The 14,452-nt window shown below is 72.2% G+C and carries 12 protein-coding genes; 10 read left to right on the plus strand and 2 right to left on the minus strand.

Annotated elements, in window-relative coordinates; genetic code table 11:
- Window positions 1-25: 25 nt before the first annotated feature.
- Entirely contained in the window at window positions 26-748 is a 723-nt protein-coding gene (locus ACIOHC_RS02470) for an MBL fold metallo-hydrolase (RefSeq protein WP_351079079.1), read from the minus strand.
- A 197-nt stretch (window positions 749-945) separates the two neighbouring features.
- On the opposite strand from ACIOHC_RS02470, the gene hrcA reads away from it, so the two are divergent.
- From hrcA to ACIOHC_RS02515, 9 genes are all read left to right on the plus strand, one after another.
- Window positions 946-1,962 (plus strand): heat-inducible transcriptional repressor HrcA, encoded by a 1,017-nt coding sequence (hrcA, locus tag ACIOHC_RS02475; protein ID WP_351079082.1) that lies wholly within the window; start codon window positions 946-948, stop codon window positions 1,960-1,962.
- Window positions 1,963-3,099 (plus strand): molecular chaperone DnaJ, encoded by a 1,137-nt coding sequence (gene dnaJ / locus ACIOHC_RS02480; protein WP_351079084.1) that lies wholly within the window; start codon window positions 1,963-1,965, stop codon window positions 3,097-3,099.
- A 124-nt stretch (window positions 3,100-3,223) separates the two neighbouring features.
- A complete protein-coding gene (locus tag ACIOHC_RS02485) occupies window positions 3,224-4,300 on the plus strand; it encodes a nitronate monooxygenase (protein WP_401841042.1) in 1,077 nt (358 codons plus the stop codon).
- Window positions 4,297-5,043 carry a 16S rRNA (uracil(1498)-N(3))-methyltransferase gene (locus ACIOHC_RS02490; protein ID WP_351079087.1) on the plus strand — a complete coding sequence of 249 codons (747 nt, stop codon included), beginning with the start codon at window positions 4,297-4,299 and terminating at the stop codon, window positions 5,041-5,043. Before ACIOHC_RS02485 ends, ACIOHC_RS02490 begins: the two co-directional genes overlap by 4 nt.
- 99 nt (window positions 5,044-5,142) lie before the next feature.
- Window positions 5,143-5,751: a hypothetical protein gene (locus tag ACIOHC_RS02495; protein ID WP_401841045.1), complete on the plus strand. Its 609-nt coding sequence runs from the start codon at window positions 5,143-5,145 to the stop codon at window positions 5,749-5,751.
- Window positions 5,752-5,756: 5 nt separating this feature from the next.
- Window positions 5,757-9,023 carry a S41 family peptidase gene (locus ACIOHC_RS02500; RefSeq protein ID WP_389635598.1) on the plus strand — a complete coding sequence of 1,089 codons (3,267 nt, stop codon included), beginning with the start codon at window positions 5,757-5,759 and terminating at the stop codon, window positions 9,021-9,023.
- A gap of 141 nt (window positions 9,024-9,164) precedes the next feature.
- Window positions 9,165-9,524 (plus strand): histidine triad nucleotide-binding protein, encoded by a 360-nt coding sequence (locus tag ACIOHC_RS02505; RefSeq protein ID WP_351079093.1) that lies wholly within the window; start codon window positions 9,165-9,167, stop codon window positions 9,522-9,524.
- 18 nt (window positions 9,525-9,542) lie between these two features.
- The gene (locus ACIOHC_RS02510) at window positions 9,543-10,451 is read left to right on the plus strand and encodes a ribonuclease Z (RefSeq protein ID WP_351079095.1); all 909 of its coding nucleotides are present in this window, start codon (window positions 9,543-9,545) and stop codon (window positions 10,449-10,451) included.
- Between the two features lie 100 nt (window positions 10,452-10,551).
- A complete protein-coding gene (locus ACIOHC_RS02515) occupies window positions 10,552-11,544 on the plus strand; it encodes an adenosine deaminase (RefSeq protein ID WP_365692319.1) in 993 nt (330 codons plus the stop codon).
- Here the strand turns inward: ACIOHC_RS02515 and ACIOHC_RS02520 are convergent.
- On the minus strand, window positions 11,508-12,866 hold the full coding sequence (locus tag ACIOHC_RS02520) for an MFS transporter (RefSeq protein WP_401841050.1): 1,359 nt from the start codon (window positions 12,864-12,866) through the stop codon (window positions 11,508-11,510). The two genes, ACIOHC_RS02515 and ACIOHC_RS02520, sit on opposite strands and share 37 nt — an antisense overlap.
- 339 nt (window positions 12,867-13,205) lie before the next feature.
- On the opposite strand from ACIOHC_RS02520, the gene ACIOHC_RS02525 reads away from it, so the two are divergent.
- A complete protein-coding gene (locus tag ACIOHC_RS02525; protein WP_401841053.1) occupies window positions 13,206-14,330 on the plus strand; it encodes a carbohydrate kinase family protein in 1,125 nt (374 codons plus the stop codon).
- The last annotated feature ends 122 nt before the right edge of the window (window positions 14,331-14,452 follow it).

Genomic DNA, 14,452 nt, shown 5'->3' on the forward strand with positions numbered 1-14,452 from the left:
TGGATGACGATAGGACGACAACACCTCACGACACGCCGAAGAGGGCGGCCAGCCGGTCGCGCTGGGCCCTGACGAACGCCGCGTCCACCACCGCCCCGTGCCCCGGGACGTACACCGCGTCCTCGCCGCCGAGCGCCAGCAGCCGGTCCAGCGCGGCCGGCCAGCGGGACGGCACCGCGTCCCGGCCCGCCTGCGGTTCGCCGGACTCCTCGACCAGGTCGCCGCAGAGCACCACCGTCGGGGAGCCGGGGACGAGCGCCACCAGATCGTGGCCGCTGTGGGCGGGGCCCACGTTCGCCAGCAGCACCTGACGGCCGCCGCCCAGATCGAGGGTCCACTCGCCGCACACCTCGTGGTGCGGTGCCACCAGCACACCGGCGGCCTCCGCCGCGTCGTGCTCGGGCACCCCGTGGCGCACCGCGTCGGCGCACAGCTCGTCCGCCCCGCGCCTCAGGAGCCCGGCCATGCCGACCGCTCCGTACACCTGGGCGCCGGAGAACGCCGCAGTACCCAGCACATGGTCGAAATGAGGGTGGCTGAGTGCGATATGCGTCACCCTCCGGCCCAGCAGGGCCTGTGCCTGGGCCCGCACCTGCGCCCCCTCGCGGAGCGTCGATCCGGTGTCGTAGAGCAGCGCGCCGTCCGTTCCGGCCACCAGTGCGACCGTCGCATCCCATCCGGGAAGCCGCCGCCGGCCCACTCCGTGACCGAGTCGCTCCCAGCCGAACTCTTCCCAAGAGGCGTCCATACCGCGACGCTATCCGCAAAGACCTGCACGGTCTCGCGGCAGGGTGGCCGGTCGCCCTTGCTAGGCCCCCACTCGTCCGCCGTACACTGGCCGGGGGATTGCTGGCACTCACATCGGCAGAGTGCCAGGAGGATTCCTGGCAAAGAAACAGGAACGGCCCGAGAACCACCGAGGAAACACAGCTGGAGGTGTGCGCGATGCTCAGCGAACGCAGACTCGAAGTGCTGCGCGCCATCGTCCAGGACTATGTCGGCACCGAGGAGCCCGTCGGCTCCAAGGCGCTCACCGAACGGCACAAGCTGGGGGTCTCCCCGGCCACCGTCCGCAACGACATGGCGGTGCTGGAGGACGAGGGCTTCATCGCCCAGCCCCACACCAGCGCGGGACGCATCCCGACGGACAAGGGCTACCGGCTCTTCGTCGACAGGCTCGCGGGTGTCAAGCCCCTCTCGTCGCCGGAACGTCGCGCCATTCACAACTTCCTCGACGGCGCGGTCGACCTCGACGACGTCGTGGGCCGCACCGTTCGGCTGCTGGCGCAGCTGACCCGGCAGGTCGCCATCGTGCAGTACCCCTCGCTGACCCGGTCCACGGTGCGGCATGTGGAACTGCTCTCGCTGGCGTCCGCCCGGCTGATGCTCGTGCTGATCACGGACACCGGCCGGGTCGAACAGCGCATGATCGACTGCCCCGCTCCGTTCGGTGAGACCTCTCTCGCCGATCTGCGGGCCCGGCTCAACAGCCGGGTCGTCGGACGCCGTTTCACGGACGTCCCGCAGCTGGTGCAGGACCTGCCGGAATCCTTCGAGAGCGAGGACCGGGGAACCGTGTCCACCGTGCTCTCCACCCTGCTCGAAACCCTCGTCGAGGAGACGGAGGAGCGGCTGATGATCGGCGGCACCTCCAACCTCACCCGGTTCGGGCACGACTTCCCCGTGATGATCCGGCCGGTGCTGGAGGCATTGGAGGAGCAGGTCGTGCTGCTGAAGCTGCTCGGCGAGGCCAAGGACTCGGGCATGACCGTACGGATCGGGCACGAGAACGCCCACGAGGGGCTCAACTCCACGTCCGTCGTCGCGGTCGGCTACGGTTCGGGCGACGAGGCAGTCGCCAAACTCGGCGTGGTCGGACCGACCCGCATGGACTACCCCGGAACGATGGGAGCGGTACGCGCAGTGGCACGTTACGTCGGACAGATCCTGGCGGAGTCGTAAGTGGCCACGGACTACTACGCCGTACTCGGCGTGCGCCGCGACGCATCTCAGGACGAGATCAAGAAGGCATTCCGGCGGCTCGCCCGTGAGCTGCATCCGGATGTGAACCCCGATCCGAAGACCCAGGAGCGGTTCAAGGAGATCAACGCCGCCTACGAGGTGCTGTCGGACCCGCAGAAGAAGCAGGTCTACGACCTCGGCGGCGACCCGCTGTCCGCCTCCGGCGGCGGTGGCGCGGGCGGATTCGGACAGGGCGGCTTCGGCAACTTCTCCGACATCATGGACGCGTTCTTCGGTACGTCGTCGCAGCGCGGGCCCCGTTCGCGCACCCGGCGCGGCCAGGACGCGATGATCCGGCTGGAGATCGATCTGGCGGAGGCCGCGTTCGGCACCACCAAGGACATCCAGGTCGACACGGCCGTCGTCTGCGCGACCTGCAACGGCGAGGGCGCCGCGCCCGGCACCTCCGCCCAGACCTGCGACATGTGCCGCGGCCGCGGTGAGGTCTCCCAGGTCACCCGGTCCTTCCTGGGCCAGGTCATGACCTCGCGGCCCTGCCCGCAGTGCCAGGGCTTCGGCACGGTCGTGCCGACCCCCTGCCCGGAGTGCGCCGGCGACGGCCGCATCCGCTCGCGGCGCACACTCACCGTGAAGATCCCCGCCGGTGTCGACAACGGCACGCGCATCCAGCTGGCGGGCGAGGGCGAGGTCGGCCCCGGCGGCGGTCCGGCCGGTGATCTCTACGTGGAGATCCACGAGCTGCCGCACCCGGTGTTCCAGCGCCGCGGCGACGATCTGCACTGCACGGTCACCATCCCCATGACGGCGGGCGCGCTCGGCACCAAGGTGCCGCTGGAGACGCTCGACGGACTGGAGGAGGTCGACATCAGGCCCGGCACCCAGTCCGGCCAGTCCGTCCCGCTGCACGGACGCGGCATCACGCATCTGCGGGGCGGCGGACGCGGCGATCTGATCGTGCACGTCGAGGTGATGACCCCGACGAAGCTGGACCCGGAGCAGGAGCGACTGCTGCGGGACCTGGCGAAGGTGCGTGGCGAGGAGCGGCCCACCGGCCAGTTCCAGCCCGGACAGCAGGGGCTCTTCTCCCGGCTGAAGGACGCCTTCAACGGCCGCTGACGGTCCCCGCACACCGTTCCTGACCGCCGGACGGGCTCGCTCGCCGAGCCCGTCCGGCGTTTAAGGGCAAAATGGACCGCAGGCCGCGCACGCCGAGGCGTGCGGGACGTGACACGATGCGGTCATGTCATCCGTGTTGACCGATCTCTGCCGGTATCCGATCGTGCAGGCCCCGATGGCGGGTGGAGCGTCCTGTCCGCAGCTCGTCGCCGCCGTCGCCGAAGCGGGCGGGCTGGGTTTCCTCGCCGCCGGGTACAAGACCGCGGACGGCATGTACAACGAGATCAAACAGCTGCGCGGGCTGACCGGTCAGCCCTTCGGCGTCAATCTCTTCATGCCGCAGCCGGGGCTCGCCGACCCGAGCGCCGTCGAGGTGTACCGGCACCAGCTCGCCGGTGAGGCCGCCTGGTACGAGACCCCGCTCGGCGACCCGGACTCCAGCGGCGGCGACGACGGCTACGAGGCCAAGCTCGCCATCCTTCTGGAGGACCCGGTCCCGGCCGTCTCCTTCACCTTCGGCTGCCCGACCCGCGACACCCTCGACGCGTTCGCCGGAGTCGGCACGTACACGGTGGTGACGGTCACCACGCCCGAGGAGGCCCAGGCCGCCCAATGGGCGGGCGCCGACGCGGTCTGCGTCCAGGGCACGGAGGCAGGCGGCCATCAGTCCACCCACCGGGACGACCCGCAGACCGACGGCACCGGGATAGGACTGCTCTCCCTGGTGGCCCAGGTCCGCGAGACGGTACAGGTGCCGATCATCGCCACGGGCGGGCTGATGCGCGGGTCCCAGATCGCCGCGGTGCTCGCCGCGGGCGCGGAGGCGGCGCAGCTCGGCACGGCTTTCCTCGTTTGCTCCGAGTCCGGGGCGCATCCGCTGCACAAGCAGGCACTGACCAACCCGCTGTTCGTACGGACCGCCCTGACCCGGGCGTTCTCCGGCCGCCCGGCCCGGGGCCTGGTCAACCGTTTCATGCGTGAGCACGGTCCGTACGCCCCGGCCGCCTACCCACAGGTCCACTATCTGACCGCCGGGCTGCGCAAGGCGGCGGCCACGGCCGGGGACGCCCAGGGCATGGCGCTGTGGGCGGGGCAGGGACATCGGATGGCACGCGAGCTGCCCGCCGGCCGGCTGGTCGGCCTGCTCGCCGAAGAACTGGACGCCGCACGGACGGCAGTGAGCACAGGGAGTACGCAGTGACCGCACCGGTCTTCGTCGTCGAACAGGTTCCCGACGGGCCCGAGTTCGTCCTGGAAGGGGCCGAGGGCCGCCACGCCGTTTCGGTGAAGCGGCTGCGCGCGGGTGAGGATGTCGTGCTGACGGACGGCCACGGCCGTTGGACGGAGGGCGTCGTCAGGGCCGCCGAGGGGAAGGACCGGCTCGTGGTCGCCGACCTGGTGGCCGTCCACGAGGAGCCCCGGCCCGCACCCCGCATCACCGTCGTCCAGGCCCTGCCCAAGGGCGACCGCGGCGAGGTCGCCGTCGAGACGATGACGGAGACCGGTGTCGACGCGATCGTTCCCTGGCAGGCATCGCGCTGCATCACGCAGTGGAAGGGCGACCGCGGCCTCAAGTCCCTGGCGAAATGGCGCAACACCGCCCGGGAGGCGGGCAAGCAGTCGCGCCGGGTCCGCTTTCCCGAGGTCGCGGACGCACTGACGACCAGACAGGTTGCCGCGCTCATGGCCACGGCGGACTTCGCCGCCGTCCTGCACGAGGAGCGGGGGTACGACAGCGAGCCGCTGGCCACCGCCCAACTCCCCACCCAGGGCGAGATCGTGCTGGTCGTCGGCCCCGAGGGCGGGGTCTCACCGGACGAACTGGAGGCCTTCGCCGCGGCGGGCGCCCGGATCTGCCGGCTCGGAACGAGCGTTCTGCGCACCTCGACGGCGGGCACGGCGGCAACGGCACTGCTGTTGGGGCGCACCGGCCGCTGGTCGTGAGACCGCCCCGCCCGAGCCCCCTTTCGTGCGCCGGAGCCACCCCCGGTGTGGCCGCAAGCCGTCTACCGCCCCGCGGGGGAACGGTGGGAAGCTGCCCGTATGGGGACAACAAGGGCATGGGGTCAGGGAAGTATCCGTCGCTTTCTGGCCGCGTCCGCACTCGCGGGCACGGCGGTCGCAGGTGTCGTGGCCTGTGAACCCGTGGGCGGGCTGAACTCCGCATCCATCGCCGTGACCACCGACCGGACCGGCACCAGCGCCCTGGAGCGCAACGGGGTCGATGTCCAGTGGCTGAGCTGCACGGCCGACGTGGTGGGGGACCGGATCGGGGGCGCGTCGCCCTCCGCCTCCGCGCGCCGGATCGCGGACGTCGACTGCACCGGGCGGACCGGCACGGGCAAGGCCATCACGATCGACGGCCAGGTGACCCACGCGCTCGACGGGCGGTGTGTCCGTGGGGACCTGACCGGAAAGGCCGCCGGGAAGGTCGTCTTCCGGGCGGATGTGCTCGGCGACTGCAACGCCGTCCCGTCGCCCGTCGCCGTGAACCCACCCCTCGGCGGCGGCGACGGCGGCGCCCGGCCCACGGTCACCGTGACGGTCACGGTGACCGAGGCGCCCCGGGGCAAGTGGTCGCTCCCGCCGTCCGGCCACCCGGCGCACTCCGGCCAACTCGGTTCCGCGGAGCACGCCCGCGGCCTAGGCTGACCGGTGTGACGCAGCCTGCCTACCTCCGATACCCCCATGTCCAGGGCGATTTGATCGCCTTCACCGCCGAGGACGATGTCTGGCTGGCGCCGCTGGACGGCGGCCGGGCCTGGCGTGCCAGCGCCGACAACCGACCGGTCACCAACCCGCGGATATCTCCCGACGGAACCCGGGTCGCCTGGACGTCCACCCGGGACGGGGCCCCGGAGGTACACATCGCGCCGGTCGACGGCGGCCCCTCCGAGCGGCTCACGTACTGGGGCGACGCCCGGACCTCCGTCCGCGGCTGGACGCCCGAGGGCGACGTGCTGGTCATCAGCGCCCAGGGGCAGGCGTCGATGCGGCGCAGCTGGGCCAGGGCCGTCCCGGTCGACGGCGGCCCCGCGCGGACCCTGCCGTACGGGCCGGTCGGCTCCCTCGCGTACGGGCCCGGCGGCCGGATCCTGCTGCTCTCGGCCACGATGGGGCGCGAGGCCGCTACCTGGAAGCGCTACCGGGGCGGCACCGCGGGCAAGTTGTGGATCGCGGCAGAGGGCGCGGGCGACGGCCCGGCGGAGTTCGTGCGGCTGCACGAGGACCTCGACGGGAACATCGAAGCCCCGATGTGGGTGGGCGGCGGGGCCCTTGCCGGCCGACCGGAGTCGGGCACGTCGGAGCGGGTCGCGTTCCTCTCCGACCACGAAGGGGTCGGTGCGCTCTACTCCTCGCTCCCCGACGGTTCGGACCTGCGCCGCCACAGCGGCGTCGAAGGCTTCTACGCCCGTCACGCGACGACCGACGGCACCCGCGTCTGCTATGCCTCCGCCGGTGAACTCTGGCTGCTGGACGACCTCGAAGGAGCCGAACCCCGCCGCCTCGGCATCCGGCTCGGCGGCCAGCGCGCCGACCTCCAGCCGCACCCCGTGCACGCGGGCAGCCACCTCGACTCCGCGTCCCCGGACCGTACGGGACGCGGCAGTGCCGTCGGGACGCGCGGTGCCGTCCACTGGGTCACCCACCGCGAGGGCCCGGCCCGCGCGCTCGCCGTCGAACCGGGGGTGCGGGCCAGGATGCCCCGCGCCTTTCAGGCGGACGGCGACCAGCACGCCGTCTGGGTCACCGACGCCGAGGGCGACGACGCCCTGGAGTGCGCCCCCGCCACCGGCACCGCACCGGGTGCCGTACCGCGTCGCCTCGCCGCGGGTCGTATCGGCAGGGTCCTCGACCTCGCAGCGGCACCGGACGGCAGCCGGTTCGCCGTCGCCGCGCACGACGGACGGCTGCTGATCGTCGAACGGGAGAGCGGTGAGGTCCACGAGGTGGACCGCAGCGAGCACGGTGATGTCTCCGGGCTCGTCTTCTCGCCCGACTCCTCCTGGCTGGCCTGGTCGCACCCCGGACCCGATCCGCTCAGACAGCTCAAGCTCGCGCACCTCGCGGATCTGTCCGTCGCCGAGGCCACTCCGCTGCGTTTCCGGGACTTCGCCCCCGCGTTCACCACCGACGGCAAGCACCTCGCGTTCCTCTCCGAGCGGTCCTTCGACCCGGTCTACGACGCCCATGTCTTCGATCTGGCGTTCATCGGCGCCTGCCGTCCGCATCTGCTGACGCTCGCCGCCACCACGCCCTCCCCGTTCGGGCCGCAGCGCCACGGTCGCCCGACCGAGAAGGAGAAGGGCGGCGACGGCGAGGACAACCCGACCGCGCTGCCCGTCACTCGGATCGACCTCGAAGGACTCGCCGAGCGGATCGTGCCGCTGCCCGTCGAGGCAGCCAGCTACTCCACGCTGCGGGCCGCCAGGGACGGGCTGCTGTGGCTGAGCCACCCGGTGACCGGGGTGCTCGGTACGAGCGGCGCCACGCCGGACTCCCGGCGGCCCGAGACCGTCCTGGAACGGTACGACCTGGAGAAGCTGCGCTGCGAGGAACTCGCCTCGGACGTCGGCGGTTTCGAGGTCAGCGGCGACGGCAAGCGGATCGTCCTGCGGACCCGGGGCAAGCTGCGCGTCGTGCCGTCCGACAGCCGCGTACCGGCCGGTGACGACGACCACGACGGCGACAGCAGCGTCACCGTCGACCTCTCCCGGATCCGCCGGATCCTCGACCCGGCCGCCGAGTGGCGTCAGATGTACGACGAGGCCGGGCGCATCATGCGGGACAACTTCTGGCGTCCCGACATGGGCGGTGTCGACTGGGACGGGGTCCTGGACCGCTACCGCCCGGTGCTGGAGCGCGTCGCCACCCACGACGACCTGGTGGACCTGCTGTGGGAGGTGCAGGGGGAGCTCGGCACCTCGCACGCCTATGTGACACCGCCCGGGGGATGGCGCGACGACTCGACCCGGCAGGGGCAGCTCGGCGCGGACATCTCCCGTACGGACGAGGGGAGTTGGCGCATCGACCGCATCCTGCCCTCCGAGACCTCCGACCCGGCGGCCCGGTCGCCGCTGACCGCACCCGGGGTGGCGGTGCGCGTCGGGGACACGATCCTCGCCGTCGACGGGCAGCCGGTCGACCCGTTGACCGGACCCGGACCGCTGCTCACCGGTTCGGCCGGCAAGCCGGTCGAGCTGACCGTGTCGCCGGTGGACGGCGGCTACCCGCGCCATGTCGTCGTCGTGCCGGTCGCCGACGAGGAGGCGCTGCGCTACCACGCGTGGGTCGCCGACCGGCGGGCCTACGTCCACGAGCACTCCGGCGGACGCCTCGGCTACCTCCATGTCCCCGACATGGTCGGCTCGGGCTGGGCCCAGCTCCACCGCGATCTGCGCCTCGAAGTGGCCCGCGAGGGGCTGGTCGTGGACGTCCGGGAGAACCGCGGCGGCCACACCTCGCAGCTGATCGTGGAGAAGCTCGCCCGGCGCATCGTCGGCTGGGACATGCCGCGCGGGATGCGGCCGTACAGCTACCCGGAGGACGCGCCGCGCGGCCCCGTGGTGGCCGTCGCCGACGAGTTCTCCGGCTCGGACGGCGACATCGTGAACGCCGCGATCAAGGCGCTGCGCATCGGGCCGGTGGTGGGTACGCGCACCTGGGGCGGGGTGGTCGGCATCGACAGCCGCTACAAGCTCGTCGACGGGACGTCGGTGACTCAGCCCAAGTACGCGTTCTGGTTCGAGGGTTACGGCTGGGGCGTGGAGAACCACGGGGTCGATCCCGACGTCGAGGTCGTGGTGACGCCGCAGGACCATGCGGCGGGGCGCGATCCGCAACTGGACGAGGCGATCCGGATCGCGCTGGCGTCGCTGGCCAGGACGCCGGCGAAGCGGGCGCCGGAGCCGCCGGGGATGTAGGGGGTGGACGCGGGAGGGGCGGGTGCGCCTGCGGTCGGCGGGTCAGCCCGCCCGTCCCTTCCCGGTACGGGGGAGGAGCCCGCCGCCGGCGCCCCGATACCATGCCGTACAACGATCACCACCGACCGAGGAGCCGACCCCATGGCGGGAGAACCGCAGCCGGACTGCCTGTTCTGCAAGATCGTCTCGGGTGACATCCCGGCAACCATCGTCCGGGAGACCGACACCACCGTCGCCTTCCGGGACATAAACCCTCAGGCCCCCACCCACGTGCTCGTCATCCCCCGCGTCCACCACCCGGACGCCGCCGCCCTCGCCGCGGCCGAGCCGGGAATCGCCGCCGACGTACTGCGCGAGGCCGGACACGTGGCCGCCGACGAGAAGATCGTGGACACCGGCTACCGGGTCGTCTTCAACACCGGCTCCGGCGCCGGCCAGACCGTCTTCCACGCGCACGCCCACGTCCTGGGCGGCCGCGGGCTGCAGTGGCCCCCCGGCTAGAACGGCCGATCGCACACCGTGTCCGTACGCGAACTCGTGGTCCTCGGCACCGCCAGCCAGGTCCCGACCAGACACCGCAACCACAACGGCTATCTGCTGCGCTGGGACGGCGAGGGCATCCTCTTCGACCCGGGTGAGGGGACCCAGCGCCAGATGCTGAGGGCCGGCGTCGCCGCGCACGACATCGACCGGATCTGCGTCACGCACTTCCACGGCGACCACTCGCTCGGCCTGGCCGGGGTGATCCAGCGGATCAACCTCGACCAGGTCCCGCATCCGGTCACCGCGCACTACCCGGCGAGCGGACAGCACTTCTTCGAGCGGCTGCGTTACGCGACCGCCTACCGCGAGTCCGTCGAGCTGACCGAGGCTCCGGTCGCGGCCGACGGGGTGCTCGCGGCCACGGACGCGTACACGCTCAGCAGCCACCGGCTCTCGCACCCCGTCGAGTCGTACGGCTACCGGCTGGTCGAACCCGACGGGCGCCGGATGCTGCCCGCCAGACTCGCCGAGCACGGCATCAAGGGGCCAGACGTCGGCCGGATCCAGCGCGAGGGTTCTCTCGGCGGTGTCACGCTCGACGACGTCTCCGAGCGCAGGCGCGGCCAGCGGTTCGCGTTCATCATGGACACGAGGCTCTGCGACGGCGTGCACGTGCTGGCCGAGGGATGCGATCTGCTGGTCATCGAGTCGACCTTCCTCGACGAGGACGAACGACTCGCCACCGACCACGGCCATCTGACCGCCGGCCAGGCGGGCCGGGTGGCCCGGGACGCGGGCGTACGGCACCTCGTGCTGACCCACTTCTCGCAGCGCTACGACGACCCGGCCGTCTTCGAGGCGCAGGCCCGCGCCGCGGGGTTCGAGGGCGAACTGACCGTCGCCCGCGACCTCGGCAGGGTTCCCGTGCCCACCCGGCGCCCCTGAAACAGGGCGGCCGCCCCGCCATTTCTGGACACGGGTGTCCACCGGCACCCGCGAACACATTGAACACATCAGCACCACCGTTTGTGAGCGTGAAAGACCCGTGCACCTCCCCAAAGCCGAACTCCACCTCCACATCGAAGGCACCCTCGAACCCGAGCTGGCCTTCGCGCTCGCCGAACGCAACGGCGTGACGCTGCCGTACGCGGACACCGAAGAGCTGCGCACCGCCTATCTCTTCGACGATCTGCAGACCTTCCTCGATCTGTACTACGCCCTGATGGCGGTGCTCAGGACCGAGGAGGACTTCGAGCAGCTCGCCGACGCGTATCTCACCCGCGCCGCGGCCCAGGGCGTCCGGCACGCGGAGATCTTCTTCGACCCGCAGGCCCACACCGCCCGCGGCGTCCCGATCGGCACCGTCGTCGAGGGGCTCGGCAGGGCGCTGGACCGCAGCGAGGAGAAGCACGGCATCTCCACCCAGCTGATCATGTGCTTCCTGCGCGACCGGTCCGCCGAGTCGGCGCTTCAGACCCTTCAGGCCGCGAAGCCGTATCTGCACCGGATCAGCGCGGTCGGCCTGGATTCGGCGGAGGTCGGGCATCCGCCCGTCAAGTTCCGCGAGGTGTACGAGGCGGCCGGGGCGCTCGGACTGCGCAAGGTCGCCCACGCCGGTGAGGAGGGCCCGCCCGAGTACATTCGCGAGGCCCTGGACGTCCTCGGGGTCGAGCGCATCGACCACGGGCTGCGCTGCATGGAGGACGCGGACCTGGTGAGGCGGCTCGTCGCCGACCGGGTGCCGCTCACCCTGTGCCCGCTGTCCAACGTACGGCTGCGCGCCATCGACACGCTGGAGGAGCATCCGCTGCGGGCCATGATGGCCGCCGGACTGCTGTGCACGGTGAACTCCGACGACCCCGCCTACTTCGGCGGCTACGTCGGGGACACCTTCCACGCCGTCCACGAGGCGCTCGGTCTGGACCACGAGCAGCTGCGCACCTTGGCCCGCAACTCCTTCGAAGCGGCCTTCCTCGACCACGACGAGGAGCGCAGGGCGCGCTATCTCTCCGAGGTCGAGGCGTACGCGTTCGACTGACCGGCCGCACCGGACGGGCCGGCCGTGCGGAACGCGTTCCTGACCGGGCGCCTGCGGCGCAGCGCGGGCAGGGTGATCTCCGTGACGGCCTGCTCGGGCGAGCCCAGCTTGGGTACGGCGCCGGGCACCGCGCCGGTGGTGACGGCGAGCAGCGCGGCCGGGGCACCGCCCCTGCGCCGCACCGATCCCGGCACCAGCGGCCGGCCACCGGTGTGCAGGGCGACGGCCGTGACCGGGGCCGCGACCAGGAGTGTGACGGCGCCGAGGATCAGACCCATGACCGGGTAGCCGGCCTGCTCGGACAGCACACTGCCGAGGACCGGTCCGCAGGCCACCCCGACGGATGAGGCCGAACCCGCGAGGACCGCCCAGCGGCCCCGCACGTCCAGGGAAGCGGCCAGCCCGATCAGGTACGACAGGACCACCGGGTAGACGGTGTTCCACAGGATCTCGCCGGTCGCGAACGAACCGAGGCTCCCGGCCGACGAACTGAGCACGATGCTCGCCGCGATGATCACGGTGCCCAGGCCGATCGGCACCGCCCGGCCGAGCCGGGCGCCCAGCACCCCGGCGCCCATCACACCGAGCAGGGCCGCACCGAGCGCGGCGGCGAACACCGCGCCGATGGTCACCTCGGAGAGACCGGCCTGGACCACGCCGATCCGGCTGCTGACGCCCCACAGCGCGTTCTGCGCCATGGACCAGACGAGCATGCCGCCCGCCAGCACCAGACCGGAGCGCCGGTGCGGCAGCCGGCCGACGACGGGGGCCGCGGGACCGCCGGGCGCGGGGCCGCCGAGCCGTGCGGTGGCGGGCCAGACGAGCAGGGCGACCAGGGCGATCGAGGCGAAGGGCAGCCGGTGGCCGCCGCCGAGGTGCGGGATCGTCAGATAGAGGGCGCCCGCCGTCGCGGAGACGCTCAGCAGACCGAGCGACGAGGTCCGGTGCGGATCGCGCTGGGCCGCGATGCCCGCCGCGGCCACGGCGGTGGCCGTACCGGAGCCGAAGCCGCCGATCATCGCGCCCATGACCACCAGCGGCACGGAGCCCGCCAGCGCGGCGCAGCCGTACCCCGCCATGGCCAGTACCAGCCCGATCCGCGCCGGGCGCCGGGGCCCGTACGTCTCGACCCGGCCCGCCAGCGTGAATCCGGCCGTGGCCGAGCTCACCAGCAGGGCGCTGCCCACCAGCCCGGCCTGGGCGGTACTGAGGCCCAGATGGACGGAGAGCCGCCCGACGATGGTGGGGAGCAGATAGGCGGCGAGGTAACCGGCGGTGAACACGGCGACCAGGGGCCACGCGGCGCGAGGGCGCGAGGACATGGGCGTTCCTGAAGACATGCCGAAGGAGGCAGAGAAGGCAAGGGAGGGCAATGCGGGACATATGGGGAGAGACGGTGCACGCGTCGGCAACTGCCGCCAACGGGGCTCGCGGGCCAATTTGTATCAACTGCGTCCAGCCCACCGAAAGCCGCCTCGATGTGATCTGGATCACATATGCGTTTACGCTTTGAGTGCTCGGGTAGACGCTGACATTTGCGCAGGTCGGAGCCCTTGGGTGCGGAGCCGGTGCGAGCCCCGGGGACGGGGCGGCGCGGACCCTCCGGACAGAGGAGCGGATCGGGCACACTGGCCGCATCTGCCACGACCGGGGAGCGCAAGGTGAGCACGGACATTCCAGCCATCGACCCACTGGACGGGCTGCGTGCCCCGCAGGACCCGGACTGCGACGTCTTCCTCACCGGCACGGTCTTCCTCGACATCATCTTCACCGGTCTGGACAGCGCCCCGGTGCGCGGTACCGAGTCCTGGGCGCGCGGCATGGGTTCCAGCCCCGGCGGGGTCGCCAACATGGCCACCGCGCTCGCCCGGCTGGGCCTGCACACCTCACTGGCCGCGGCGTTCGGCGACGACCACTACGGGGAGTACTGCTGGGACGCCCTGGAGCAGGGCGAGGGCATCGACCTGTCCATGTCGCACACCGTTCCCGGCTGGCACTCACCGGTGACCGTCTCCATGGCTTACGAGGGCGAACGGACGATGGTCTCGCACGGCCACGAGGCCCCGGGCCCCGAAAGAACCCCCGGCGCCGTGCTCCCGGCCGAGGAGTCCGTCTTCCCGCGCTGTCCGCCCCGCGCGCGGGCCGCCATCGCCTCGCTCGTCCCCGGGCGCAGCGAGCCCTGGGTGGCCAAGGCCGCCGGGAACGGTGCCCGGATCTTCGCCGACGTCGGCTGGGACGAGACCGGCCGCTGGGACCTGGACGCCCTGGCCGACCTGGAACACTGCGAGGCGTTCCTGCCCAACGCCGAGGAGGCGATGCGCTACACCCGCACCGACTGCCCGCGCGCCGCCGCCCACGCCCTGGCCGAACGGGTGCCGCTCGCCGTGGTCACCCTGGGCCAGGAGGGCGCGTACGCGGTGGACGCGGCGACCGGGGCGAGCGCCGAGGTGCCCGCCATCGAGGTCGAGGCGCTGGATCCGACCGGGGCGGGCGACGTCTTCGTCGCCGGCTTCGTCACCGGCACCCTGGCGGACTGGCCGCTGGCCGATCGGCTGGCCTTCGCCGGACTGACCGCGGCGCTCTCGGTGCAGGAGTTCGGCGGTTCGCTGTCGGCACCGGACTGGGAGGAGATCGCCGCATGGTGGCAGCAGGTGCGCACCTTCGCGGACCAGGACCCCGCGGCGCTCCAGCGGTACGCGTTCCTGGAAGAACTGCTGCCTGCGGCCGCCCGGCCGTGGCCGCTGCGCCGGGCCGTCCCGACGATCGGCTTCCGCCGTCCGGCCTGAACGGGGCAGTTGTGTTCGCAGCCCTGTGCGAAAAAGCTCTCGGTGTTGTCGGTGCCAAGTCGTACGCTTGGTAATCCAGAGGTTGTCGATCGGCGAGAACCCTGCAACAGGAGGTATGAGCA

Origin of the sequence: Streptomyces sp. NPDC088252, assembly GCF_044740965.1 — a bacterium.
Taxonomy (GTDB): domain Bacteria; phylum Actinomycetota; class Actinomycetes; order Streptomycetales; family Streptomycetaceae; genus Streptomyces.